This window comes from Cellulosimicrobium sp. BMG9.23, from assembly GCF_059159985.1.
Genome location: NZ_JBZGBZ010000002.1, coordinates 61,844 through 86,741 on the forward strand (window position 1 = coordinate 61,844; position 24,898 = coordinate 86,741).

Below are 24,898 nucleotides of genomic sequence, written 5' to 3' on the forward strand. Positions count from 1 at the left end.
GCTCTATCTCGCGAGCTGGGGCGCTACCTCGGCGGAGTGCTGCCCACGCCCGAACGGGCGAGCAGTCTCCGGTCAGGCGCCGCTCGTGACCTGCTCGCGGACGGCCGCGATCTCCTCGCGGTCGACCCGGGCCGCACGGAGCCGGGACATGATGACGGCACCGAACGCGATGCCGGCCGCGACGACGGCGATACCGATGCGCAGCACCTGGTTCGCGTCCTCCGGGACGCTGAGCAGGACCACGGCCGGCGCGATGAGCAGCGAGACGAGGTTCATGACCTTGATGAGCGGGTTGATCGCGGGCCCCGCGGTGTCCTTGAACGGGTCGCCCACGGTGTCGCCGATCACGGTCGCCGCGTGCGCCTCGGACCCCTTGCCGCCGTACGCGCCGTCCTCGACGATCTTCTTCGCGTTGTCCCAGGCGCCGCCCGAGTTCGCGAGGAACACCGCCATGAGCACGCCCGCACCGATCGCGCCGGCGAGGAACCCGGCGAGCGGGCCCACCCCGAGGCCGAACCCGACCGCGATCGGCGCGAACGCCGCGAGGAGGCCCGGCGTCACGAGCTCGCGCAACGAGTCGCGCGTGCAGATGTCCACGACCTTGCCGTACTCGGGACGCTCGTCGTACGTCATGATCCCCGGGTGCTCGCGGAACTGGCGCCGCACCTCGAAGACGATGGCGCCCGCCGCGCGCGTCACCGCGTCGATCGCGAGCCCGGAGAAGAGGAACACCGTCGCCGCGCCGAGGATCACGCCGACGAGCGTGATGGGCGAGATGATCTCGTAGTCGAGCATCGACGTGACGAGGCCCGCGCCCACGGACTCGACGTCCGCCATCGCGTGGTTGACGGCGTCCGCGTACGAGCCGAAGAGCGCCGTCGCCGCGAGCACCGCGGTCGTGATGGCGATGCCCTTGGTGATCGCCTTCGTCGTGTTCCCCACGGCGTCGAGGTCCGTGAGGATCTGCGCGGCGTCCGAGTCGTCCGCCTCCGACGCCTCGCCGAGCGACATCTCGTAGATGCCCTGGGCGTTGTCGGAGACCGGCCCGAACGTGTCCATCGCGACGATGACGCCGACGGTCGTGAGGAGCCCGCACCCGGCGAGCGCGACGAGGAACAGCGCGAGCCACACCGAGCCGCCCGCGAGCAGGAAGAGCCCGCAGATCGCGGCGGCGATCACGCCCGCCGTGTAGACGGCGGACTCGAACCCGACGCCGATGCCCGAGAGGACGACCGTCGCGGCACCGGTGCGCGAGGTGGCGGCCACGTGCAGGGTGGGCTTCGACGTCGTGCCGGTGAAGTAGCCCGTGATCCACAGGATGATCCCGGCGAGGACCACGCCGATGACGACCGCGAGGCTCGCGACGACGCGCGGGTCCGCGGCGATCCCGGAGAGGTCGCCCAGGTCTGCCGTGCCGTCCATCTCGCCGAACGACGACGGGAGGTAGACGAACGCGGCGACGGCCGCGAGGACCGCGCCGACGAGGGCCGACAGATAGAAGCCCCGGTAGATCGCCCGGAGGCCGTTCTCCTGGCCCCGCACGCGCGTGATGAACACGCCGAGAACGGCGACGAGCGCGCCCATCGCCGTGACGATGAGCGGGAAGACGAGCCCCTCCTCGCCCATCGCGGCCTTGCCGAGGATGAGCGCGGCGACGAGCGTCACCGCGTAGGACTCGAAGAGGTCGGCGGCCATGCCCGCGCAGTCGCCCACGTTGTCGCCGACGTTGTCCGCGATGGTCGCCGCGTTGCGCGGGTCATCCTCGGGGATGCCCTGCTCGACCTTGCCGACGAGGTCCGCACCCACGTCCGCCGCCTTGGTGAAGATGCCGCCGCCCACGCGCATGAACATCGCGAGCAGCGCCGCCCCGAAGCCGAAGCCCTCCAGCACAGCGGGGGCGTCCCCTCGGTACAGCAGCACGACCCCGGCCGCACCGAGCAGACCTAAACCCACGACGGACATCCCCACCACGCCGCCGGTGCGGAACGCGATGCGTGCACCCTCCGTCCGGCCGCCCGGCCGGGTCGCGGCGGCGGCGACGCGGACGTTCGCCCGCACGGCGAGCCACATGCCGAGGTAGCCGATCGCGGCCGAGAAGCCCGCGCCGACGAGGAACGCGATCGAGCGGCCGACGCGGATGCCGCCGTCGCCCGGCAGGAGGAACAGCAGCCCGAACACGATCACGGCGAAGAGCGCGAGGGTGCGGAACTGCCGGTTGAGGTAGGCCGCGGCACCCTCCTGCACCGCCAGCGCGACGTCGCGCATCGCGTCGTTGCCCTCCCGTGCGGCGAGGACCTGTCTGCGCAGGACGACGGCGAAACCGAGGGCGACGAGCGCGATCAGCGCGATCACCCCGACGATGGTGAGACTTTCGGTACCGAGCGTGGGCATCCGTCCTCCTTGACGACTGCGGCCGAGCCGGGCCCCTGCCGGCGCGATGGGGAGGAGTCTACGCACGTGTGTCGTGGGTCACGACCGATCGTGCAGCGCGTCACAAGCGTGCCGTCACGGGTACCGCGCCCCAGGACCCCGCGCCGCGTCAGTCGGCGAGACGGAACGCGAGCTCGTGGTCCCACTCCGCCATGTCCGGCTGCTCGGCCGGGTCCGTGAGATACCACTCGACGCGCGCGCCCCAGGCGCGGTGCTGGTCGTCCGCGTCCCACGCGAGGCCCCGCGCCGCCGCCCATCCGAGCAGGGCGCCCGTCGCTGCCTCGAGCTCGTCGGGGTGGCCGTGGTGGCCGACGACCACGTACCTCCCCGCCGGCAGCGTCCCCGACCGGGGACCGGGCGAGACAACGTGCCCGACGGGAGCCGCGTCGTCGGGCACGGGCGTGGCGACGGGGAACCCGACGTCGAGGACGAGGTCGTCCTCCATGTCGATCACGCGATAGCGGAAGAACGGTGGGCCGGCCGGCTCGACGCCGCGCTCGGCGAGCCACGCGAGCACCTCGGGGAGGCGGTCGGCCGCCTCGCCGATCGTCGTCATCGTCACGGTGCACGTCACGCCGACGTACGGGACGTCGGGCCGTGCCTGGATCTCGGGCGTCTGCTGGAGCGTCATGGCCGGTGGACCGCGCCGGCGCCGAGGACTCATCGGCGCACGCTCGCGCGGGCCCGCCCGGACCTCAGGCGCCGCGCACGAGGCGTCCGACGGCGTCGGGCCGGGTCAGGGGGTACAGGTGCCCCTCCTTCGCGACCCCGACGCGCGGCAGGTCCAGCCGCTCGGCGAGCTCGCGCTGCTCGCGCAGGAACCGGGCGCTCGCGCGCGTGCCGGTGACGAGCAGGGGGTGTGCCGACGGGGGGACGGTGCGACCGTCGTCGAGCAGGGCGCGCACGCGGGGTGCCTGCTCCCAGCTCGCCGTCCACTGGTCGGTGACGTCCAGCCAGCCGGCGCGGTCGCCGTAGCGCGCGGCCGCGACGTCACGGGCGAGGACGTCGGGCCGGTGCGCGACGGCGCGCACGGCCGCCCGCCGCAGCGCCGGCCCCGTCGGGGCGAGGACGTCCGCGACCGCACCGACGGCCGCCCGTCCGGCACGCGACACCCGGGTCCCCGGGTGCAGCGCGGGACGGTGCCGCTCGAACGGGCTCGAAGGGTCCAGCAGCACGAGGCGCCGCACCTCGTGGGGATGGAGCAGCACCCACTCGAGCGCGGCGAGACCGCCCGCGGAGTGCCCGACGAGCGCGACGTCGTCGGACCCGTCGACGTCCAGGGCGGAGCGGAGCGAGCCCGCCGGGTCGGTCACCGGCGTGCGCCAGGCGTCGAGGACGCGGACGTCGCCGTCCGGATCGATCGCCCGGGCGAGGGGGGCGTAGTCCTCCGGCGCCAGGGCGAGTCCCGGCAGCACGACCCAGATCATCGCGCTCTCCTCTCTGCCCGGTGAGGCCGTCACGACGGTACGCGGTCGTGGCGCGGTGCGGTGCGAGACTGGCACCATGCCCGCACCGACCGCTGCCGCGCACGAGCACGCTCTCGACCTCATGTCCTTCGTCCAGGCGTCGCCGTCGTCGTTCCACGCGGCGCACGAGGTGGCACGCCGTCTCGTCGCGGCGGGCTTCACGCAGCTCGCGGAGACGGACGCGTGGCCGACGCACGCGGCGGCGACCGGTCCTCTGCGCGAGGTGCAGCGCGAGCCCGACGTCGGGGGGCGGTACGTCGTCGTGCGCGACGGCGCCGTGATCGCCTGGGTCGTGCCGCCGGGCGCGACGCCGACGACGCCGTTCGCGATCCTCGGCGCCCACACCGACTCCCCCGGGTTCAAGCTCAAGCCGCGGCCGAGCCTCGTGCGCGAGGGCTGGTGGCAGGCGGGCGTCGAGGTGTACGGCGGGCCGCTGCTCAACTCGTGGCTCGACCGCGAGCTCGAGCTCGCGGGGCGGGTCGTGGTGGGCGCCGGCACGCGACCGGAGGACGTGCACCTCGTGCGCACCGGGCCGCTGCTGCGCATCCCGCAGCTCGCGATCCACCTGGACCGCCAGGTCAACGACGGCCTCGCCCTCGACAAGCAGCAGCACACCCAGCCGGTCTGGGGGCTGTCGTCGGCGGCAGGGGCGGCCGGCTCCGACCGGGTCGGCGGCGGCCACGACGGACCTGCGGAGGCCGACGTCCTCGCCGAGCTCGCGCACCACGCCGGCGTGCGCGCGAGCGAGATCAGGGGCTACGACGTCGTCGTCGCCGACACGCAGGAGCCGCGGGTCTTCGGCGCGCGCGACGCGTTCCTCGCGTCGGGCCGGCTCGACAACCTGATCTCCGTGCACGCCGGGCTCAGCGCACTGCTCGAGGTCGCGGGCGCGCCTGCCGAGGGTGTGACCGCGGACGACGACGGGCTCGCGACAATCCCCGTGCTCGCCGCGTTCGACCACGAGGAGATCGGGTCGGAGTCGCGTTCCGGGGCGTCGGGACCGTTCCTCGCCGACGTGCTCGCACGCGTCGCCGCCGGTCTCGGGGCGGACGAGGAGGCGCGCCACCGCCAGCTCGCGGCGTCGCTGTGCGTGTCGAGCGACGTCGGGCACTCGGTGCACCCCAACTACCCCGAGCGCCACGACCCCGCGAACCGTCCCCTCGCCGGCGGCGGACCGATCCTCAAGATCAACGCCAATCAGCGGTACACGACCGACGCGCTCGGCGCCGCGGCGTGGGCACGGGCGTGCGCGACGGCCGGGGTACCGAGCCAGGAGTTCGTGTCGCGCAACACCGTGCCGTGCGGCTCGACGATCGGTCCGCTCACCGCGACGCGCCTCGGGATCCGGACCGTCGACGTCGGCGTGCCCATCCTCTCGATGCACTCCGCGCGCGAGCTCACGGCCGTCGTCGACCCGTGGTACCTCACGCGGGCCGTCGTCGAGGTGTTCCGCGGCTGACCCCGGGGCGTGTCAGGGCGAGAGGACACCCCGGTGTCCTGTGGCCCTGACACGACGAACCGTGCCGGGTGGGAGACTCGGGGCGTGCCCGACGTCCCTGCCCCACCGACCCTCGCGACGTCGAGCCCGCTCCTCGACGTGCTCCTCGCGCACGGTCGTCGCGCGGACCGGCTCACGCACGTGCGCGAGCTGCCGGCGCGCGAGGGCACGCACGGCGACTGGCCGTCCTGGTCCGACGCCGCCCTCGTCGCCGGGTACCGCGCGCTCGGCGTGGAGCGGCCGTGGGTCCACCAGGCCGTCGCCGCCGACGCCGCGTGGTCGGGCCGGCACGTTGCGCTCGCCACGTCGACGGGGTCGGGCAAGTCGTTGGCGTTCTGGCTCCCGGCGCTGACGTCGGTCCGGGCGGACGTCGCGGCAAGCACGCTCGACCCGGGGCGCATCGAGTCCGTCGCGCGCCGCGGGTCCGTGCTGTACCTCTCGCCGACCAAGGCCCTGGCGGCCGACCAGCTCGCCGGGCTGCAGCGACTCCTGGACGCCGCCGGGACGCGGGACGTGCGGGTCTCGACGTGCGACGGCGACACCTCGCCCGACGAGCGGCGGTGGGTCCGCGAGCACGCCGACGTCGTCCTCACCAACCCGGACTTCCTGCACTTCGCGCTGCTGCCGAACCACCGGCGCTGGTCGCGGTTCCTGCGCGACCTGCGCTACGTCGTCGTGGACGAGGGGCACGCCTACCGCGGCGTGTTCGGCGCGCACGTGTCGCTCGTCCTGCGGCGGCTGCGCCGTCTCGCCGCGCACTACGCGCGCGAGGGCGACCCGGCGCCGACGTTCGTCGTGGCGTCGGCGACGACGGCGGACCCCGCGGTGAGCGCGGCACGGCTCGTCGGCGTGGAGCCGTCGGACGTCGTGACGGTCGCGGGCGACACGTCCCCGTCGGGGCGCCGGACGTTCGCGCTCTGGGAGCCGCCCGTCGTGGCGGGCTTCGGCGCGGCGGGCGGGTCGCAGCAGGAGGAGCACGTCGACGACCCCGCAGTGCCCACGGTCCCGACCACCGTCCAGGAGGCGCCCGAGCACCCGCGGCGCAGCGCGACGTCGGAGGCCGCCGACCTGCTCGCGGACCTCGTCCTCGCGGGGGCCAGGACGCTCGCGTTCACACGCTCGCGACGCGGGGCGGAGGCGGTCGCGACACAGACGCAGGACTACCTGCGCCCCGTCGACGCCGACCTCGCGCGGCGCGTCGCGGCGTACCGCGGCGGCTACCTGCCCGAGGAGCGCCGCGAGCTCGAGGACGCGGTCCGCTCCGGCGCGGTCCGGGCGCTCGCGACGACGAACGCGCTCGAGCTCGGCGTCGACATCTCGGGTCTCGACGCCGTGCTCGTCGCGGGCTGGCCAGGGACGCGCATGTCCGTCTGGCAGCAGGCCGGTCGCGCGGGGCGTGCCGGGGCGGACGGGCTCGTGGCGTTCGTCGCGCGCGAGGACCCGCTCGACACGTACCTCGTGCACCACCCCGAGGCGATCTTCGACGCGCCGCTCGAGGCGACGGTGTTCGACCCCGCGAACCCGTACGTCCTCGCACCGCACCTTTGCGCGGCGGCCGCGGAGATCCCCCTCCGCTCGGACGACCTCCCGGCGTTCGGGGATCCCGCCGCGGTGACCGACCTCCTCGGCGTGCTCGTCGCGCGCGGCGCGCTGCGACGCCGGTCCTCGGGCTGGTACTGGACGCACGCGCAGCCCGCCGCGGGGATGACGGACCTGCGCGGGTCCGGCGGCTCCCCGGTGCGCGTGGCCGAGGCGCGCACCGGCCGGCTGCTCGGGACGGTGGACGCGGCGTCGGCAGACGGGACCGTGCACGACGGCGCGGTGTACGTCCACCAGGGCGCCACCTACGTGGTCGAGCACCTCGACCTGACCGACGGCGTCGCGCTCGTGCGCCGCACCGACGTGGACTTCGGCACGTGGTCGCGCTCCGTCACGTCGATCACGATCGCCGACGAACCGGCCCCCGGCGACGCGGCCGCGGGGCGCGAGGTCGTCGAGCGGCGGTGGGGGCCGGTCGGGTGGGGGTACGGGCCGGTCGACGTGAGCTCGCAGGTCATCAGCTTCCAGCGCCGCCGCCTGCCCGACCTGCAGATCCTCGGGACCGAGCCCCTCGACCTGCCCGAGCACACCCTGCCCACCATGGCCGTGTGGTGGACCGTGCCCGAGTCCGTGCTCGAGGAGGCCGGGGTCGACGCGGACACCGCGCCCGGAGCGCTGCACGCCGCCGAGCACGCGTCGATCGGCCTGCTCCCCCTGCTCGCGACGTGCGACCGCTGGGACCTGGGCGGCGTGTCCACGGCGCTGCACGTCGACACCGAGCAGGCGACCGTGTTCGTCTACGACGCCTACCCCGGCGGCGCGGGCTTCGCCGAGCGCGGGTACGAGCTCGGCGCGACGTGGCTGCGCGCGACGCGCGACGCGATCGTGCGGTGCCCGTGCCACGACGGGTGCCCCGCGTGCGTCCAGTCGCCCAAGTGCGGGTCGTACAACGCGCCGCTCGACAAGGACGCCGCCGTGCGGCTGCTCGACGCCGTCCTCGCCTACGCGCCGGGCTGAGGCTCCGCGCTCCTACCCGTCGAGCGACTGCTGCGCCGTCCACTCCCAGAGGCTGAGGCCCTCGGGCGTGGTCGGGGCGTTGCGGGCCTGGTAGATCCACGACCAGTGCCCCGGATAGGTCACCCCGTCCCACGTCACGTCGTCGTACAGCGACAGGATCGAGCCGGGCAGCAGCTCGTGCGCCCACACGCTGGTCTGCGCGTACGGGACCGTGGGGTCGTTGCGCGCGTGGACGAACCAGGTCGGGGTGCCCGCGAGCGCGCCGATCTCGGCCGCGTCGATGCGGTACGCGCCGCCCGTGTAGTACGCCGGCGCCGAGACGGCGAGGGAGGCGAAGTCGTCCGGATAGGCGGCCACGAGCCGGGTCGCCATGTACCCGCCGGCCGAGGCTCCGGTGACGTGGATGCGGTCGGTGTCGACCTTGTACCTGCCGGCGATCTCGTCGATCAGGGCCCGCAGGCGCTCTTGGTACCCGGCCGCGTCGGCGTTGTACCAGGTGTCCGGGACCTGCGGCACGAGCACGTAGGCGCCGCCGAGGACCTGCTGCGCCTCCGGCGTCGTGAAGCCGAGCGCGCCGCGGTTGGCGCGCAGGGGCGGCTCGTTGTCGTAGTAGCCGCCCAGCCCGCCCTCGCCGTTGCCGTGCAGCCAGACGACGAGCGGACGGTCGCCGCCACCGCGGCGGTCCGGCGTGAACAGGCGGTAGTTGAGCCCCGTGGCGGACACCCCGGAGCGGAACGCGTCGACCTCCGGGTCGACGAGGTCGCCCTGGGCGAAGCCGCGGATGGTCACGTCGCGGCCGTTGCGCAGCTCGATCGGGGCGTTCTGCACGACCGTGTACGTCAGGTCGAGCAGTACGTTGCGCCCACCCACGGGCTGGTAGGTGAGCGTGTCCGCGCCGGGCGTGCCGAACCCGGAGGCGAGCTCCAGGTGGATGTCGCCCCCGCGGATCAGCTCCACGCCGGTGACGGTCCGCTCGACGTCGTACACCTGCTGCGGCCGGCCACCCCGGTCGACGCCGTCCGGGTAGGCGCCGACGGCCCGCACGGTGAACGTGCCGGTGCCCAGCGACGCCGGGTCGATCCCGCGCAGCCGGTGCGCGTCGATCGTGAGGCCCGTGACCTGCTCGCCGGAGTCGAGCACCTCGGCGTCGAGCGTGAACGTGGTCTCGGCGACGCGACCCGGCGGGTCGTCGCGGGGCGCGGCGACGCTCGGTGTCGTGACGGCGGCGAGCGCGAGCGTCGCGACGGCGGCCGACGCGACGCGCCAGCGGTGCGGCAGGACGTGCATGAGGTGCCTCCAGATCATCGTTGACCACGCCCGCCTCCGGGCGCGAGGACCTTCCGTACGCTACCCAGATCGCGCCGGCTCGCCCGGGAGCCGGGCCGGCGCGCGCCGCCGCGGTGGCCTCGCCGAGCGTGACACCGAGCACCGAGACCGTCGGCCCCGACACGACGTCGACGCGGACGGCGCCCCCGCCCGTCTCGGTGCACGCGACGACCCGTACGCCGTTGCGGCCCGCCGTCTCGCGCGCGCGTCCGCACGGCTCCCAGCCGTCGCGCAGCGCGGTCGCGGCCGCGAGCGCCGCGAGGTCTGCTCCGGCCTGCGCCCGACCACGCGCCGCCTGTGCCTGCGCGAGCCCGGCGAGCGCGACGACCACGACGAGCAGCCCGGCGACGATCCCGAGCACGAGGACGGTGCCTGCGCCGCGCTCGTCGTCGGCCCCGCGGTCCGAGCCGACGGGCTTCTCACGCCCGGCGTGCCGCGTCATGGTTCGACCCGGGCGACGGCGTGCCCGCTCGCGCGCAGCGGCGCGGACGAGAGCCAGCCCCCGACGACCGGGCTGCTCACCGTCACCTCGACCCACGGCTCGCCGCGCACGACGGTCACCTGCGCGCCGTCGCCCGCGACGTGCTGCGCGGTCGAGCGCACGGTCACGTCGTCCTCCCCGATCGCCGCCGCCCGCGCACCCGCCCTCGCCGCGTCCGCGGAGCGCATCTGGGCGCCCGCGGCCGCGGCGAGGGTGAGCACGGCGACGAGGACGAGCACGACCGCCGGCAGGGCGACCGCGAGCTCGGCGGTGACGGCTCCGCGCTCCCGCGCGGCCGTGGCGGGTCGCCACCGTGCGCGGCGGGCGGCGAAGCGTCGCCGTACGCCGCGAGAGGCAGCCGTCAGCCGTGATCGCTCTCGTCGCACGGTCAGCCCAGCGAGAGCGCGCTGCGGACGATGCCGAGCAGCAGCTCGCGCACCTCGCCGCTCTTGAGCACGACGATCAGCAGCCCGGCGAAGCCGGCCGCCGCGACGGTCGCGATCGCGTACTCCGCGGTCGCGAGACCCGCCTCGCGGTCGTGCGCGCCGTCGGCTCCCGTGAGCCGTGCGAGCACGCGGCCGGCCGTCGCTGCCGGCCCCCGCGACCGCTCCCTCCCTGCGGTCTCCGTCGCCGGAGCACCTCCCGTCACGGAACCCTCCGCCGTCACGCGTCCCGCCGACCTCTCGGTCCTCGTCCTGGTCATGTCCCTCTCCTTCTCGTGGCCCGCGGTCGCGGGCGGTCGGGACACTCTGGCGAGAGCGGGAAGCACGGCGCAGCCGGTGCCGGGCACCCGGTGGACGGGACACCCGACGGCCGGGCCTGTGGACGGCCAGGACCGGTGCACTCCCCCAGGCGCCGCCGTGCCGGCCCAGGAGCGGCCGGGAGCGGCTGCGCAATCTCTGCCAGAGTGGTGTCGATCTGCGCCGGCCTCGCGCGTCAACGTCACGAGACCTCGACCGAGGTCCTTCGTCCGGGCCGACCGGACGGCGGCACGACGTCAGGAGACGACCATGAGCACCGAGTACGTCATCCTCATCCACGACGACGAGAGCGCGTGGGTGAACCCCTCGCCCGAGCTGCGCGCGGCGACCTACGCACGGCACGACGAGTTCGCCCGTCTCGCCGCGGCCGAAGGGCACCAGGTCACCGGAGGGGGCGAGCTGCGCAAGACGTTCACCGCGCGCGTCGTCCGGCCCGGGGCGACACCGGACCAGGCGCTCGTCACCGACGGACCCTTCGCCGAGCTCGCCGAGCAGGTCGGCGGGTACTACGTCGTCGAGACCTCGGACCTCGACGGCCTCGTGCGCGTGCTCGCCACCGCGTTCGCGGACAGCCCCGAGTCGTTCGAGATCCGCCCCGTGGTGTCCGAGGAGGAGCACGCAGCCGGGCACGACGCGAGCGCCGACGTCGCCGAGGTCGGCGCGTGAGGTTCATGCTCCTGCTCCACGAGGACGAGCAGGTCTGGGCCCGAGCGACGGCGGCCGAGCGCGACGACTACGCACGGCGCCACGACGCCTTCGCCGCGGCCGTCCGCGAGCGCGGGGCGATCGTCGCGGGCGAGGCGCTGAGCACCGTCTCGGCGGCGACGACCGTCCGCCGCGAGGGCGATGCCGTCGTCGTGACCGAGGGCCCGTACGCCGAGGTCGTCGAGCAGGTCGGCGGCTTCTACGTCGTCGACCTGCCCGACCTCGACGCCGTCGTGGACGCCGTGGCGCTCCTCCCGCGCTACGCGGTCGAGGTCCGTCCCGTCGTGGAGGACACCGACGACCTGTGAGCCCGGAGGAGACAGCGCACACCGGGGACGACGACGCGCCCACCGCGGACGACGCGCTCGCCGCGGCGTGGCGCGAGCACTGGGCCCGGCTCCTCGCCGCGCTCGTGGCCCGCTACCGGCGACCGGACCTGGCCGAGGACGCGCTCGCCGACGCGTTCGCGGCAGCCGCCCGGACCTGGCCTGCGGACGGCGTCCCCACCAACCCCGCCGGCTGGCTGCGCACCGCGGCCGGCCGGCGGGTCCTGGACCGGCTCCGCGCGGAGGCGGTCGCCCTCCGGAAGGAGCCCCTGATGGTCGTCGAGGAGCGTGGTCGGCCCGGGTCGCCCGATCCGGGCGACGACCCGGACGAGGGCGCGCACGTCGCCGACGAGCGCCTGCGGCTCGTCTTCGCGTGCGCCCACCCCGCGCTCGCCCCCGAGGCCCGCGCGGCGCTCACGCTCCGGTTCGTCGCGGGTCTCGGCGTGCCCGACATCGCGCGGCTGTTCCTCGTGCCCGAGGCGACCATGGCGGCTCGCATCACGCGCGCGAAGAAGCGGCTCGCGGCGTCGGGCATCCCGTTCGCGGTGCCCGCGCCCGAGCACCTCGACGAACGGCTCGACGTCGTCGCGACGGTGCTGTACCTCGTCTTCACCGCCGGCTACGCGCCCGGGACCGGCCCAGACCTGGTCCGCGTCGCGCTCGCGGGCGAGGCGATCCGCCTGGTCCGCCTCCTCGACGAGCTGCTCCCGGGCCGCCCCGTCGTCCGCGCCCTCCTCGCTCTCCTCGTGCTGCAGCACGCGCGCCGCGACGCGCGGACCGGCCCCGACGGCTCGCTCGTCCTGCTCGCGGACCAGGACCGTTCTCGGTGGCGCGCCGACGAGATCGCCGTCGGGCTCGCGGTCCTCGCGTCCGTGCCCGACGACGCCGCCGGGCTCGCGCAGGACTACCACCTCCAGGCGCGGGTCGCCGCGGAGCATGCCGTCGCGCGCACCGCGGGAGCGACCGACTGGGCCGCGATCGCGGCGCACTACGCCGTGCTCGAGGAGCACACCGGCTCGCCCGTCGTCCGCCTCGCGCGCGCCGTCGCGGTCGCCGAGTCTTCGGGTCCGGAGGCCGGGCTCGCCCTGCTCGACGGCCTCGACGCTGCGTTGCCCCACCACCACCGGCTCCTGGCCGTGCGCGGGGAGCTCCTCGCGCGTGCCGGACAGCACGACGCCGCGGTCGCCGCGCTCGAGCTCGCGATCGAGCGGTGCGCCAACGACGCGGAACGCGCCCATCTCGAGCGTCGTCGGCGGGAGGTCGCCGGCGGGTGACGTCGTGGCTCGGCCACCGAGCAGGCCTGACGTCGCGGCTCAGCCACCGAGCAGGCCGGACCCGAGCGACAGCAGCACCGGCAGGAGGCCCACGAGGACGAACGCCGGCAGGAAGCACGCACCGAGCGGCAGGACGAGGTGCACGCCGAGCCGGGCCGCGGCGCTCCGTGCGGCCGCCACGCGGTCCTGCCGCAGCGCGTCTCCCGCCGCCCGCAGCGAGCCGACTGGTCCCGCGCCGTGCAGCCAGGCCGGTCGCAGGGCACGACGCACCACGTCGAGCCGTCGGGGGACGTCGACCCACGCACCGTCCCAGGCCGACCCGAGCACGAGCGCGGCGCTCACCCGGCGCAGGCACGCGCCGTCGGGCCCGCCGACCGCGACGCCTACGGCGTCGAGCGCCCGCGGGACCGACGCCCCCGCCCGCACCGCCGCCGCGAGGAGCTCCAGGAGCACGCCGGTCTCGATCGCTCCCTCCGCCCCAGGCCGTCGACCTGTGACGGCGTCGTCCGCCCGCCGGCCGAAGCCACGCCGTCCGACCTCGCGCCGTCCGACCCCGGCCCGTCCGACCCCGCGTGACGCCGCCGCGAGCCAGGCGGCCCTGCGCGCGGCCGCGGAGCGGGCGAGCCACCACGGCGACGACGCGACGAGGACGCAACCGGAGACCGTCAGGACGAGCGTGCTCACTGCTCCTCCCCCGCGACGCGCGCCCGGTCGACCAGCCGCGCGGACCACGCACGCCCCACCGCGAGCAGCAGGACGCCGAGGAGCAGGCCGACCGTCCCGATCCCCCCGTCGAGCGCGGTGGCGACCGGGTCCGCGCCGAGCACGTAGCCGAGCAGGACGCCGACGGCAGGCAGCCAGAGCAGCACGCGTGTCGTCGCGCGCGGTCCGGCGAGCGCCGCCTCCCGCGCGGCGCGCGACTCCGCCTCGGCGGCGATCGACGCCGCCACCTCGTCCAGCACGGTGGCGAGCGGGGCCCCCACGTCGCCCGCGAGGCGGCACGCCGCCACCACCGCCCGCGCCGTGGCGTCACCGCCCACGTGCGGGGCGAGGTCCGCTGCGCGCGGCGTCCCGGTCGGGTCGACCCGCACGCCGGTCGTGCGCTCCCACGCCGCCCCGGGCGGCTGGCCCGCGCGCAGCAGCGCACCCACCTGCGTCACGACGAGGCGCACGGCGTCCGCCTCGGCCGGGCCGTCCCGACGTCGGCTCCTCGTCCGGGCGTCCCGGCCCGCCTCGCGGAGCCGCTCGCCTCCGCCCCGCACGCCGGCTCCCGCACCCCGCGCCCCGCCCGCGACGTCGCCGCGCACGGCCACCGACGCCCGGCGCCCCCCGGGGTCGAGGACGCACCACACGGCGAGCGCGACCAGCAGGCCCACGGCGGCCGTCACCCCGACGCCCCCGACGTCACGCCGACAGGCCGCGCGGATGCCACGCCGACAGGCCGCGCGCAGGCACCGCTGTGCAGGGCGCGCGTCGGGGCACGCCGCGCGCTCACGCGGACCACCGCCGCACCAGCTCGTCCCACGCAGGACCCGGTCGGGGGTCACGGCGGCCGTCCCACGACGCGGCGAGGTCGACGACCAGACCGGTCCGGTCGTCCTGGCGGACCAGCCCGACCTGGGCGAGGAACCGTCGGCGCGCGACCTCGGCCCCACCACGCCGCAGGTGCAGCACGACGTCGAGGCCGCTCGCCGCCTGCGCCGCCACCGCAGCGCGGTCCATGCCGGCGAGCGCCGCGAGCGCCTCCAGCCGTGCGGGGATCACCCCGACGTCGTTGGCGTGGATCGTCGCCAGACCGCCCTCGTGCCCCGTGTTCAGCGCCATGAGGACCTCCCGGACCTCGGCCCCGCGGCACTCGCCGAGCACGATCCGGTCCGGCCGCATGCGCAGCGCGGCCCGCACCAGGTCCGCGAGCTCGACGCCGCCGGCGCCCTCGACGTTCGGTCGACGGGCGGTGAGCGGCACGACGTGCGGGTGGTCGGGCAGGAGCTCGCGGGCCTCCTCGACGCACACGACGCGCTCGTCGTGCGGGACGAGCGCGAGCAGGGCCGCCAGCAGCGTCGTCTTGCCGGTGCCCGTGCCACCGGACACGAGCACCGAGGCGCGCCGCGCGACGAGCACCCGCAGGAGAGGCTCCCACGCGGGAGGGACGGTGCCGTGCGCGACGAGCTCGGGGAGGCCGAACCCGCTCGGCCGCAGCACGCGCAGCGAGATGACCGCGCCCGCCGCGCACACGGGCGCGACCACGGCGTGCAGGCGCGTGCCGTCGGGCAGCCTCGCGTCGACGACGGGGCTCGCGTCGTCGAGCCGCCCGCCGCCGGCCGCGGCCAGCCGGGCGGCGAGGGCACGCACGTCGTCCGGTCCACCGAGCGAGACCGGCACGCGCTCGAGCCCCGCACCCCGGTCGACCCACACGTCTTCCGGTCCGTTGACGAGGACGTCGGTGACCCCGGGCTCCTCGAGCAGGTGCTGCAGCGGCCCGGCCCCGTAGAGCTCCGCGCGCGCGGCGCGGGTGAGCTCGCGCAGCGCCGTGGAGCCGATCACCCGGCCCGAGGCCCGGAGCGCGTCGACGAGCCGGGCGTCGTCGTGCCCGGTGCCGCCCCGCTCGGTGCCCTCGCGCCCGGTGCGGTCAGTACCGGGCTCGCGACCGGCGCGCGCGAGCCGGTCCCGCACGCCGTCGAGCAGGTCCCCGGTCGTGGACGACGTCATGCCCGCCTCCCGGGCCCGAGGTAGCGCGCGGCGAGCACCCGGCCGGCGCGCTCGACGGGCCCGCCCGGAGGGCACGGTCCGTGACCCCGCTCGACCGCCGCCGCGACCCGGCGGTCCCACCGAAGGCTCGCCGCGACGTCGAGCCCGACCGCGTGCGCGACCTCCGCCGCGGACAGCCGTCCGGGCGCGGGATGCCGCACGACGAGCGCGGCCGGACGGCCCGCGAGGCGTGGGACCATCGCGACCGCTCCGCCGACGGCGGGGACGTCGAGCGGCGTCACGACGAGCACCTCGTCGCACGCGGCGAGCAGCTCGCCGACCGGACGCCCGGGGATCGCGCGCCCGACGTCGAGCACGACGAGCCCGCCGCGCGGGACGACGTCCTCGGCCAGCGCCGCGACGACGTCCACCACGCTCTCGGGCGCGCCGACGCCCCCGGTCGTCGCGCTGACGACCGCCACGTCGGACCAACGAGGCAGCCGGTCGAGGAGGTCGACGCCGTCGAGGCGGCCTCGCGCGTCGACCAGGTCGGGCCAGCGCACGCCGGGCTCGTCCTCGACACCGAGCAGGACGTCGAGCCCGGCGCCCGCACCGGCGAGGTCGACGAGGCATGCGGGCGCGCGACGTCGGGCGGTGGCGTGCGCGAGCGCCGCCGCGACGACGCTGGCTCCCGCTCCCCCGCGTGCCGCGACGACCCCGACCACCCCGCCCGTGCTGCCCACGTACCCTCCGTCCCCGTCCCGCCCGCCCGGCCGCCCCTGCCGAGGGGCGCTGCCGTGGCCTGTCCCGCACACCGTGGGCCCTCGCGGAGCGGTCGCGCCACCGGCTCGGCCCGGTCTGTGGACGGATCCCGCCACGCCGGGCCTGTGGACGGCCACGTCGCGCCGCTAGGCTCACCGCGTGACCTCGCCGACGGACCCCTCGCCACCGCGCACCGACGGTCGCGTCGCCGCGTTCTTCGACCTGGACAAGACGATCATCGCGACGTCGTCGGCCGCGGCGTTCTCCCGGCCGTTCTTCGCGGGCGGCCTGATCAACCGCGCCGACGTGCTGCGCAGCGCGTACGCGCACTTCCTGTTCATGGTGGGCGGCGCGGACGCCGACCAGACGGAGCGGATGCGCGCCCACCTGTCGAGCCTCGTCACGGGCTGGGACGTCGCGACCGTCTCGCGCATCGTCGAGGAGACGCTGCACGAGCACATCGACCCCGTCGTGTACGCGGAGGCGGTCGAGCTCATCGACTCCCACCACGCGCACGGGCACGACGTCGTCGTCGTCTCGGCGTCCGGCAGCGAGGTCGTCGAGCCGATCGCCGCCGTGCTGGGCGCCGACCACGCCATCTCGTCGCGCATGGCGATCGAGGACGGCCGCTACACGGGCGGGATCGACTTCTACGCGTACGGCGAGAACAAGGCCGCCGCGATCCGCGACCTCGCCGAGCGCGAGGGCTACGACCTCGGCGCGAGCTACGCCTACTCCGACTCCGTCACCGACGCGCCGATGCTCGCGGAGGTGGGCCACGCGTCCGTCGTGAACCCCGACCGGGCCCTGCGCCGCCTGGCCGCGGAGCACGGCTGGGGCGTCCTGGCGTTCACCAAGCCGGTCGCGCTGCGCTCCCACCTCTCCCCGAGGACGCCGGCGCTCGCCGCCGCGGGCCTCGTCGCCCTCGCGGTGGTGGGCTGGCTCGTCTGGCGGGCGGTGCGCCGTCGGCGACGCGACCAGCGGCCGCCACAGCCCTCACCGGGACGTCCCGGACCAACCTCGCGAGGCGGGCTCGAACACGGGTAGAACACGCTGTGAGGGTCTGCCGACGGGCTTGCGGGCCGGCCCTGCCGGGGCTCTCATGGAGGACAACAGCATCGCGGAGGTACCCACGCGCAGGTAGTCCACGCGGAGGACTCGCTGACCGGGCGGGACGGCCATGGTGGCCCCCCGAAGCCGTTGCAGCGGCTACGAACCGAGCACGCCTTGATAGCCGCCGAGATGCTGGCGGGACGGCGCCCGAGAGGGCGCCGTCGTCGTGCCCGGACCCGACGGCCGCCCGACAGCGGCCCGGTCCTGGGCCGATACTGGTCCTCATGACCTCTGCGCCGAGCGTGTCCTCCTCCATCACCGTCCGCCTGCAGGTCGAGGCGCGACCCACGGCCGTGAGCGAGCTGACGACGGCGATCGAGCACACGGGTGGCATCGTCTCGGCGCTCGACGTCACGGCGTCGGGCCACGAGCGCATCACGGTCGACGTCACCGTCGCCACGCGCGGCGAGGAGCACGCGGGCGAGATCGTCGCCGCGCTGCGCGGCCTGCCCGGCGTGGACGTCGAGCGGGTCTCGGACCGCACGTTCCTGCTCCACCTCGGCGGCAAGCTGAAGATCGAATCCAAGGTGCCGATCCGCAACCGCGACGACCTGTCGATGATCTACACACCGGGCGTCGCGCGCGTGTGCGAGGCCATCGCGGCCAAGCCCGACGACGCGCGCCGCCTCACGATCAAGCGCAACACCGTCGCGGTGGTCACCGACGGGTCGGCGGTCCTCGGGCTCGGCGACATCGGCCCGCTCGCTTCGCTGCCGGTCATGGAGGGCAAGGCTGCGCTGTTCAAGCGGTTCGCGGACATCGACGCGTTCCCCATCGCGCTCGACACGACCGACGTCGACGAGATCGTGCGCTCCGTCAAGGCCATCGCGCCCGTGTTCGCGGGCATCAACCTCGAGGACATCTCGGCGCCGCGGTGCTTCGAGATCGAGGCGCGACTGCGCGCCGAGCTGGACATCCCGGTGTTCCACGACGACCAGCACGGGACGGCGATCGTCGCGCTCGCCGCCCTGACGAACGCGCTCAAGGTCGTGGGCAAGTCGCTGCCCGACGTGCGGATCGTGCTGTCGGGGGCGGGCGCGGCAGGCACGGCGGTGCTCAAGCTGCTCCTCGCGGCGGGGGCCCATGACGTCGTGGTCGCCGACGTGGAGGGCGTCGTCCACCCGGGCCGGCCCGGGCTGTCGCCGTCGCTCGCGTGGACCGCCGTCAACACCAACCCGCGGCACGTCACCGGGACGCTGCGCGAGGCCGTCGTGGACGCCGACGTGTTCGTCGGCGTCTCCGCGCCCGACGTCATCACGGGCGACGACGTCGCCCGCATGGCCCCCGACGCGATCGTCTTCGCGATGGCGAACCCGCGCCCCGAGGTCGACCCCGTCGAGGCCGCGAAGCACGCGGCGATCGTCGGGACGGGACGCTCGGACTTCGCGAACCAGATCAACAACGTCCTCGCGTTCCCCGGCGTGTTCCGCGGGCTGCTCGACGCGCAGTCGCACGTCATCACCGACCGCATGCTGCTCGCGGCGGCGCGCGCGCTCGCGTCGGCCATCCACGAGGACCAGCTCAACCCGACGTACATCATCCCGAGCGTCTTCAACCCCGAGGTGACCACGCTCGTCGCCGCAGCCGTCGAACGGGCCGCACGGGAGGGGGACGGCACCGAGCCGGCCGCCCTGACCGGCGTCGTCCCGCGCGTCGTCCCACCTTCCGGCCCGTCCTCCACCACGGTCCCGACCACCGCCACGGAGGCCTGACGATGCAGCGCGTGACGACCCGCAACGCCGCCTTCCAGCAGTGGGAGGCGCTGCTCACCAACCGGACCAAGCGGCACCGCGCGGGCGAGATGGTCGTCCAGGGCGTGCGCCCGATCACGGTCGCCGTCGAGTCCGGGTGGACGGTCCGCACCTGGCTCGTCGACGCCGACCGGTCGCTGTCGACGTGGGCGCACGGGATGCTCGACCGCGTCCGTGCGCACACCTTCGCGGTGTCGACACCGCTGATGCGCGAGCTCGGCGGCAAGGACGACGACGCGCCCGAGCTGCTCGCCGTCGTCGAGATGCCGCCGGACGACCTCGCGCGGATCCGGGTCGGCACGGCGGGCACGGACGGTACGGACGGTACGGACGGCACGGACGGCACGGACGGCACGGACGGCACCGCCTTCCTCGGGGTCGTGCTCGACCGCCCGACGAGCCCTGGGAACGTCGGGACGGTCGCGCGCTCGCTGGACGCGTTCGGCGGGACCGGTCTGATCGTCGCGGGTCACGCCGCCGACCCGTACGACCCGCGTGCGCTGCGCGCGAGCACCGGGTCCCTGTTCTCCGTCCCCACGGTCCGCGTCCCGTCGGGCCGCGAGGTGCTCGACTGGGTCGCGACGCAGCGCGACGCGGGGCACCCGCTCACGCTCGTCGGCACCGACGAGGACGGCGACGTCGAGCTCGCGGACCACGACCTCACCGGGCCGACCCTGCTGCTCACCGGGAACGAGACGACCGGTCTGAGCGCCGGCTGGCGCGAGGCGTGCGACGTCATGGTGAGCATCCCCATGGCCGGCTCGGCGAGCTCGCTCAACGCCGCGAGCGCCACGACGGTCGTGCTCTACGAGGCCGTGCGGCAGCGCCGGGTGCGCTGACCCGGGACGAGACGGGACGGCCGGAGCGGGACGAAGGGACGGTCGTCCGACTCCCCGGGCAGGGCGGTGGCAGGGTTCAGCGGGGATTTGCGAGCGACCTCGCCAAATAGTGGTCACGTGTGACCACGCTCACCGGCGGGGGTCTAGACTCCCGAAGGTCGGGGCCCGCCAGCGCGGGCGTCCGGCCGCCTCGCGCCGTCCGCCGTCGACCCGGTGGCCGTGCGGGACGCCGCACCAGAGTCGATGCGCACCGGAGGTCAGCGTGCCAGAGAACGAGTCCACCACCGCGGCGACGGGCGCCAGCCCCAGCCTGGAGAACCTCCTCCACGAGACCCGGAGCTTCCCCCCGAGCCCTGAGCTCGCCGCGCAGGCGAACGCGCAGCCCGGGATCTACGCGGAGGCAGCCGCCGACCGGCTCGCGTTCTGGGCGGAGCAGGCGCGGGACCTCGTCACGTGGCGCACGCCGTTCACCGAGACGCTGGACTGGTCGCAGGCGCCCGTCGCGCGCTGGTTCGCCGACGGCACGCTCAACGCCGCGTACAACGCGGTCGACCGGCACGTCGAGGCGGGCCTCGGCGACCGCGTCGCGCTCCACTTCGAGGGTGAGCCGGGCGACACGCGCACGGTGACGTACGCCGAGCTCCAGCGCGAGGTGTCGCGCGCAGCCAACGCCCTCGCGGCGCTGGGCGTCTCGACGGGCGACCGCGTGGTGATCTACCTCCCGATGGTCGTGGAGGCCGTCGTCGCGATGCTCGCGTGCGCGCGGATCGGTGCGCCGCACTCCGTCGTGTTCGGCGGGTTCTCCGCCGACGCGCTGCGCAGCCGCATCGCCGACGCCGAGGCGACGCTCGTCATCACGGCCGACGGCGGCTACCGGCGCGGGGCCGCCTCGGCCCTCAAGCCCGCGGTGGACGAGGCGCTCGCGCCCAAGGAGGGCGCTCCCGCCACGAGCGTCCAGCACGTGCTCGTCGTGCGTCGCACCGGCCAGGACACCGCGTGGACCGAGGGCCGCGACGTCTGGTGGCACGACGCGCTCGAGTCCGCCGACACGACGCACGAGCCCGTGTGGGTCGAGGCCGAGCACCCGCTGTTCATCCTCTACACGTCCGGCACCACCGGGAAGCCGAAGGGCATCCTCCACACGACCGGCGGCTACCTCGCGCAGACGGCGTTCACGCACAAGAACGTCTTCGACCTCAAGCCGGAGACGGACGTCTACTGGTGCACCGCCGACGTCGGCTGGGTCACCGGGCACTCGTACGTCGTGTACGGGCCGCTGCTCAACGGCGCGACCCAGGTCATCTACGAGGGTACGCCCGACACCCCGCACCAGGGCCGATGGTGGGAGCTCGTCGAGAAGTACAAGGTGTCCATCCTGTACACCGCGCCCACGGCGATCCGCGCGTGCATGAAGTGGGGCTCCGAGATCCCCGCGAAGTTCGACCTGTCGTCGCTGCGCGTGCTCGGGTCGGTGGGCGAGCCCATCAACCCCGAGGCGTGGATGTGGTACCGCCGCGTGATCGGCGGTGACCGCACCCCCATCGTCGACACGTGGTGGCAGACCGAGACCGGCGCGATCATGATCTCGCCGCTGCCCGGCGTCACGGCCGCCAAGCCCGGCTCCGCGCAGGTGCCGCTGCCCGGGATCTCCGCGACCGTCGTCGACGACGAGGCGCACGAGGTGCCGAACGGTGGCGGCGGCTACCTCGTGCTGTCCGAGCCGTGGCCGTCGATGCTGCGCGGCATCTGGGGCGACCTCGAGCGGTTCAAGGACACCTACTGGTCGCGGTTCCCCGGCATCTACTTCGCGGGCGACGGCGCCAAGAAGGACGAGGACGGCGACATCTGGCTGCTCGGCCGCGTGGACGACGTCATGAACGTGTCCGGTCACCGCCTGTCGACCACGGAGATCGAGTCGGCGCTCGTGTCGAACCCCATCGTCGCCGAGGCCGCCGTCGTGGGTGCGGCCGACGACCTCACGGGCCAGGCCGTCGTCGCGTTCGTCATCCTGCGCGGCGAGCACGCGGACCGGGCCGCCGACGCGGAGGGTGCCGCCGCCGTGCAGACCGAGCTGCGCAACCACGTGGCGAAGGAGATCGGCCCGATCGCCAAGCCGAAGAAGATCCTCGTCGTCGCCGAGCTGCCCAAGACCCGGTCCGGCAAGATCATGCGCCGCCTCCTGCGCGACGTCGCGGAGAACCGGGCCGTCGGCGACGCGACGACGCTCGCGGACTCGTCGGTCATGGACCTCATCGCGACGGGCCTGCAGAAGCCGCAGTCGTCGGAGGACTGACCGGCCTCGCGCCGATCCCGACCTGAGGGTCGTCATCCGCTGGATGGCGACCCTCGGGTCGTGCTCGGCAGCGGGTGGTGTCGTGCTCGCCGCGTGGTTCCAACGGTCCCGGCTCGCCTAAACGGTTCGCTCCCTGCCCGACGGCGCGCGCTCGTCTCACGATGACAGCGCACGCACGCCCGTGGGTGCCGACACCGACAGAGACGAGGACGTCCGATGAGCCGCTCCGCACCACTTCCCGACGCCGACGCCGTGCGCCCACCTGGCCAGGGGCGCCTCGCCCCGCTCGTGGCGGGGCTGGCCACCGCAGCGCTGCTCGGCGCGACGGCCCTCGTCGCGACCGCTCACGCCGCGTCCGCCGCCGAGACGGAGGCCGACGTGCCGCCCGGCATCCACGTGGTCGACGGGCGGATCGCCGAGGCCGACGGCACGGACCTCGTGCTGCGCGGCGTCAACCACGCGCACACCTGGTACACCCACACCACCGACTCGTTCGCCGACATCAAGGCCGCCGGCGCGAACTCGGTGCGCGTCGTGCTCTCGAACGGGGTGCAGTGGACGCGCAACGGCCCCGAGGACGTCGCTCACCTCGTCGACCTGTGCGAGGAGAACCGCCTCGTGTGCATCTTCGAGGTGCACGACACGACGGGCTACGGCGACGAGTTCGCCCCTGCGGCCTCGACCCTCGACCAGGCCGTCGACTACTGGGAGGACCTCTACCCGACGCTCGCCGGGACCGAGGACTTCGTCATGGTCAACATCGGCAACGAGCCGTTCGGCAACGACGCGACGGTGAACCAGCGGTGGGCGCCCGAGACGTCGGCCGCGATCCAGCGCCTGCGCACCATCGGGTACGAGCACGCGATCGTCGTCGACGCCCCGAACTGGGGCCAGGACTGGACCAACGTCATGCGCGCGGAGGCCGCCGGCGTGTTCGCGGCCGACCCCGACGCGAACACGATCTTCTCCATCCACATGTACGGCGTGTACGCGGACCCCGCGACGATCACGGGCTACCTCGAGCACTTCGTGGACGCCGGGCTGCCGATCATGGTCGGCGAGTTCGGGTGGAAGCAGACGTCGTCCGACGTGGACGAGGACGTCGTCCTCGCCGAGGCGGCCCGTCTCGACCTGGGGTGGCTCGCGTGGTCGTGGAGCGGCAACACCGACCCGTACCTCGACATGGTCCTGGGCTTCGACCCGGCGAACCCGAGCGCGTGGGGGACGCGCATCATCGACGGGCCGCAGGGCCTGCGCGAGACGGCCGTCGAGGCGTCGTGGTTCGACGGAGACGGCCCGACGGACCCGCCCACCGACGACGTGTGCACCGCGACGCTGCGGGTCGCGAACTCGTGGCCCGGCGGCTGGCAGGGCGAGCTCGTCGTGACGGCCGGCGACGAGGCGATCGGTGACTGGACCGCGACGTTCGCCCTCCCGGCCGGTGCCACCGTGGCCCAGCTCTGGGGCGGCGTGCACAGCACGGGGGCGACGGGCGAGCAGGTGACGAACGCCGCCTGGAACGGCTCGCTCGCCGCGGGCGGCTCGGCCACGGCCGGGTTCATCGGCACGGGCACGGCACCGAGCGCGGCACCCGAGGTCGCCTGCACCTCGAGCTGACCGCGCCCGGCCCTGCCGAACCCCGGGTTGTGCGCCGATCATCGCCGTGATCGCCGCACAACCCGGGGTTCGGCACGTTCGGACTACCCTCACGAGGTGGCCACCCCCGACCGCGCCCTCCTGCTCGAGCAGCTCGACCTGCGCACCGACTGCTCGCGCTGCACGGGCCTGTGCTGCGTCGCGCTGACGCTCACGCGGTCGGCGGACTTCGCGATCGACAAGCCCGCCGGGACGCCGTGCCCGAACCTCCGCGACGACTTCGGCTGCGGGATCCACGCCCGGCTCCGGTCGTCGGGCTTCCCCGGGTGCACCGCGTACGACTGCCTCGGCGCCGGGCAGCGCGTCACGGCGTCCGTCCGCGCCGCGCACGACGGCGCGACGTGGCGCGATGGTCCCACAGCCGCGCACGACGCGTTCGCCGCGCTCCCGGTCGCGACCCAGGTCCACGAGCTCCTCTGGTACCTCAGCGAGGTCCTGGCCCATCCCGACGCGGCACCCGTGCACGACGACGCCCGCACGGCCCTCGACGAGGCCGCACCTCTCGCGGGCCTCCCCCCGGCCGACCTGCTCGCGCTCGACGTCGGCGCGGTACGCCGGGCGGTCGGCCCGGTGATCGACCGGGCGAGCGCGCTCGTGCGGACGGCAGCCGGCGCAGCCAGCGACGCCGCACCCGCCACGTCCCCGCCGTCGGCGACCGGGCGTCGTCGGCTGCGGCCCGGGGCGGACCTCGTCGGGGCCCGGCTCCGCGGCCTCGACCTCACCGCGTCCGACCTGCGGGGCGCTCTGCTCCTCGGCGCCGACCTCCGCGGTGCCGACCTCACCGCCGTCGACCTGCTCGGCGCCGACCTGCGCGGCGCGGACCTGCGCGGTGCCGACCTCGCGCACGCGCTCTTCCTGCTCCCGGCCCAGATCGGCGCGGCGCAGGGCGACGCCACGACCCGGCTCCCGGCCGTGCTCGACCGCCCGTCGCACTGGACCTGAGCGCGACCGTTCGGCACCCGGCGCACCGATC

Annotated in this window: 21 protein-coding genes and 1 pseudogene; 11 read left to right on the plus strand and 11 right to left on the minus strand. The window is 75.2% G+C overall.

What is annotated here, in order from left to right:
• Window positions 1–72: 72 nt before the first annotated feature.
• The 3 genes from AC4H2G_RS02335 to AC4H2G_RS02345 form a co-directional block, all read right to left on the minus strand.
• Complete coding sequence (locus AC4H2G_RS02335; RefSeq protein ID WP_494364154.1) at window positions 73–2,391, minus strand: sodium-translocating pyrophosphatase; 2,319 nt, start codon at window positions 2,389–2,391, stop codon at window positions 73–75.
• 148 nt (window positions 2,392–2,539) lie between these two features.
• Complete coding sequence (locus tag AC4H2G_RS02340; protein WP_494364155.1) at window positions 2,540–3,061, minus strand: GyrI-like domain-containing protein; 522 nt, start codon at window positions 3,059–3,061, stop codon at window positions 2,540–2,542.
• Between the two features lie 64 nt (window positions 3,062–3,125).
• Window positions 3,126–3,857, minus strand: a complete 732-nt coding sequence (locus tag AC4H2G_RS02345; protein WP_494364156.1) for an alpha/beta fold hydrolase — start codon at window positions 3,855–3,857, stop codon at window positions 3,126–3,128.
• Between the two features lie 76 nt (window positions 3,858–3,933).
• Here AC4H2G_RS02345 and AC4H2G_RS02350 point away from each other — a divergent pair, with 76 nt between their 5' ends.
• Both AC4H2G_RS02350 and AC4H2G_RS02355 read left to right on the plus strand, forming a co-directional pair.
• The gene (locus tag AC4H2G_RS02350; protein WP_494364157.1) at window positions 3,934–5,355 is read left to right on the plus strand and encodes a M18 family aminopeptidase; all 1,422 of its coding nucleotides are present in this window, start codon (window positions 3,934–3,936) and stop codon (window positions 5,353–5,355) included.
• Between the two features lie 84 nt (window positions 5,356–5,439).
• Entirely contained in the window at window positions 5,440–7,950 is a 2,511-nt protein-coding gene (locus AC4H2G_RS02355) for a DEAD/DEAH box helicase (protein ID WP_494364158.1), read from the plus strand.
• 12 nt (window positions 7,951–7,962) lie between these two features.
• Here the strand turns inward: AC4H2G_RS02355 and AC4H2G_RS02360 are convergent, their stop codons facing one another.
• The 4 genes and pseudogenes from AC4H2G_RS02360 to AC4H2G_RS02375 form a co-directional block, all read right to left on the minus strand.
• Window positions 7,963–9,255, minus strand: coding sequence for a prolyl oligopeptidase family serine peptidase (locus tag AC4H2G_RS02360; protein ID WP_494364159.1), 1,293 nt, complete (start codon window positions 9,253–9,255; stop codon window positions 7,963–7,965).
• An 85-nt stretch (window positions 9,256–9,340) separates the two neighbouring features.
• Window positions 9,341–9,718, minus strand: a pseudogene (locus AC4H2G_RS02365) (Rv3654c family TadE-like protein); the annotation flags it as partial.
• Window positions 9,715–10,143, minus strand: coding sequence for a TadE family type IV pilus minor pilin (locus AC4H2G_RS02370; RefSeq protein ID WP_494364160.1), 429 nt, complete (start codon window positions 10,141–10,143; stop codon window positions 9,715–9,717). The pseudogene AC4H2G_RS02365 and the gene AC4H2G_RS02370, both read right to left, overlap by 4 nt.
• Window positions 10,144–10,145: 2 nt before the next feature.
• The gene (locus AC4H2G_RS02375; protein ID WP_494364161.1) at window positions 10,146–10,460 is read right to left on the minus strand and encodes a DUF4244 domain-containing protein; all 315 of its coding nucleotides are present in this window, start codon (window positions 10,458–10,460) and stop codon (window positions 10,146–10,148) included.
• Between the two features lie 307 nt (window positions 10,461–10,767).
• On the opposite strand from AC4H2G_RS02375, the gene AC4H2G_RS02380 reads away from it, so the two are divergent.
• From AC4H2G_RS02380 to AC4H2G_RS02390, 3 genes are read left to right on the plus strand one after another with little or no spacing between them, the layout of a single operon-like run.
• Entirely contained in the window at window positions 10,768–11,184 is a 417-nt protein-coding gene (locus AC4H2G_RS02380; RefSeq protein ID WP_494364162.1) for a YciI family protein, read from the plus strand.
• Window positions 11,185–11,189: 5 nt separating this feature from the next.
• On the plus strand, window positions 11,190–11,531 hold the full coding sequence (locus AC4H2G_RS02385; protein ID WP_494364518.1) for a YciI family protein: 342 nt from the start codon (window positions 11,190–11,192) through the stop codon (window positions 11,529–11,531).
• Window positions 11,528–12,823, plus strand: a complete 1,296-nt coding sequence (locus AC4H2G_RS02390; protein ID WP_494364163.1) for an RNA polymerase sigma factor — start codon at window positions 11,528–11,530, stop codon at window positions 12,821–12,823. The genes AC4H2G_RS02385 and AC4H2G_RS02390 overlap by 4 nt, the downstream gene beginning before the upstream one ends.
• A gap of 39 nt (window positions 12,824–12,862) precedes the next feature.
• On the opposite strand, the gene AC4H2G_RS02395 is transcribed toward AC4H2G_RS02390, so the two are convergent.
• The 4 genes from AC4H2G_RS02395 to AC4H2G_RS02410 all read right to left on the minus strand — a co-directional run bounded on the left by AC4H2G_RS02395 (window position 12,863) and on the right by AC4H2G_RS02410 (window position 16,254).
• Window positions 12,863–13,507, minus strand: coding sequence for a type II secretion system F family protein (locus AC4H2G_RS02395; protein ID WP_494364164.1), 645 nt, complete (start codon window positions 13,505–13,507; stop codon window positions 12,863–12,865).
• Window positions 13,504–14,211 carry a hypothetical protein gene (locus tag AC4H2G_RS02400; RefSeq protein ID WP_494364165.1) on the minus strand — a complete coding sequence of 236 codons (708 nt, stop codon included), beginning with the start codon at window positions 14,209–14,211 and terminating at the stop codon, window positions 13,504–13,506. Before AC4H2G_RS02400 ends, AC4H2G_RS02395 begins: the two co-directional genes overlap by 4 nt.
• A gap of 103 nt (window positions 14,212–14,314) precedes the next feature.
• The gene (locus AC4H2G_RS02405) at window positions 14,315–15,532 is read right to left on the minus strand and encodes a TadA family conjugal transfer-associated ATPase (RefSeq protein ID WP_494364166.1); all 1,218 of its coding nucleotides are present in this window, start codon (window positions 15,530–15,532) and stop codon (window positions 14,315–14,317) included.
• Window positions 15,529–16,254: a CpaE-like family protein gene (locus tag AC4H2G_RS02410; RefSeq protein WP_494364167.1), complete on the minus strand. Its 726-nt coding sequence runs from the start codon at window positions 16,252–16,254 to the stop codon at window positions 15,529–15,531. Before AC4H2G_RS02410 ends, AC4H2G_RS02405 begins: the two co-directional genes overlap by 4 nt.
• Before the next feature lie 178 nt (window positions 16,255–16,432).
• Here AC4H2G_RS02410 and AC4H2G_RS02415 point away from each other — a divergent pair, with 178 nt between their 5' ends.
• The 6 genes from AC4H2G_RS02415 (at window position 16,433) to AC4H2G_RS02440 (ending at window position 24,867) form a co-directional block, all read left to right on the plus strand.
• Window positions 16,433–17,320, plus strand: coding sequence for an HAD family hydrolase (locus tag AC4H2G_RS02415; RefSeq protein ID WP_494364168.1), 888 nt, complete (start codon window positions 16,433–16,435; stop codon window positions 17,318–17,320).
• 290 nt (window positions 17,321–17,610) lie between these two features.
• Window positions 17,611–19,098 carry an NAD-dependent malic enzyme gene (locus AC4H2G_RS02420; protein WP_494364169.1) on the plus strand — a complete coding sequence of 496 codons (1,488 nt, stop codon included), beginning with the start codon at window positions 17,611–17,613 and terminating at the stop codon, window positions 19,096–19,098.
• 2 nt (window positions 19,099–19,100) lie between these two features.
• Window positions 19,101–19,976, plus strand: a complete 876-nt coding sequence (locus AC4H2G_RS02425) for a TrmH family RNA methyltransferase (RefSeq protein WP_494364170.1) — start codon at window positions 19,101–19,103, stop codon at window positions 19,974–19,976.
• Between the two features lie 262 nt (window positions 19,977–20,238).
• Window positions 20,239–22,269 (plus strand): acetate--CoA ligase, encoded by a 2,031-nt coding sequence (gene acs, locus AC4H2G_RS02430; RefSeq protein ID WP_494364171.1) that lies wholly within the window; start codon window positions 20,239–20,241, stop codon window positions 22,267–22,269.
• A gap of 216 nt (window positions 22,270–22,485) precedes the next feature.
• Entirely contained in the window at window positions 22,486–23,886 is a 1,401-nt protein-coding gene (locus AC4H2G_RS02435) for a cellulase family glycosylhydrolase (RefSeq protein ID WP_494364172.1), read from the plus strand.
• Window positions 23,887–23,982: 96 nt separating this feature from the next.
• On the plus strand, window positions 23,983–24,867 hold the full coding sequence (locus AC4H2G_RS02440; protein WP_494364173.1) for a pentapeptide repeat-containing protein: 885 nt from the start codon (window positions 23,983–23,985) through the stop codon (window positions 24,865–24,867).
• Window positions 24,868–24,898: the final 31 nt, after the last annotated feature.

Coding starts and splice junctions, on each gene's coding strand:
- AC4H2G_RS02340 (WP_494364155.1), bottom strand. CDS start 3,061: ATGACGCTCCAGCAGACGCCCGAGATCCAGGCACGGCCCGACGTCCCG.
- AC4H2G_RS02335 (WP_494364154.1), bottom strand. CDS start 2,391: ATGCCCACGCTCGGTACCGAAAGTCTCACCATCGTCGGGGTGATCGCG.
- AC4H2G_RS02375 (WP_494364161.1), bottom strand. CDS start 10,460: ATGACCAGGACGAGGACCGAGAGGTCGGCGGGACGCGTGACGGCGGAG.
- AC4H2G_RS02435 (WP_494364172.1), top strand. CDS start 22,486: ATGAGCCGCTCCGCACCACTTCCCGACGCCGACGCCGTGCGCCCACCT.
- AC4H2G_RS02350 (WP_494364157.1), top strand. CDS start 3,934: ATGCCCGCACCGACCGCTGCCGCGCACGAGCACGCTCTCGACCTCATG.
- AC4H2G_RS02385 (WP_494364518.1), top strand. CDS start 11,190: ATGCTCCTGCTCCACGAGGACGAGCAGGTCTGGGCCCGAGCGACGGCG.
- AC4H2G_RS02360 (WP_494364159.1), bottom strand. CDS start 9,255: ATGATCTGGAGGCACCTCATGCACGTCCTGCCGCACCGCTGGCGCGTC.
- AC4H2G_RS02420 (WP_494364169.1), top strand. CDS start 17,611: ATGACCTCTGCGCCGAGCGTGTCCTCCTCCATCACCGTCCGCCTGCAG.
- AC4H2G_RS02380 (WP_494364162.1), top strand. CDS start 10,768: ATGAGCACCGAGTACGTCATCCTCATCCACGACGACGAGAGCGCGTGG.
- AC4H2G_RS02405 (WP_494364166.1), bottom strand. CDS start 15,532: ATGACGTCGTCCACGACCGGGGACCTGCTCGACGGCGTGCGGGACCGG.
- AC4H2G_RS02345 (WP_494364156.1), bottom strand. CDS start 3,857: ATGATCTGGGTCGTGCTGCCGGGACTCGCCCTGGCGCCGGAGGACTAC.
- AC4H2G_RS02425 (WP_494364170.1), top strand. CDS start 19,101: ATGCAGCGCGTGACGACCCGCAACGCCGCCTTCCAGCAGTGGGAGGCG.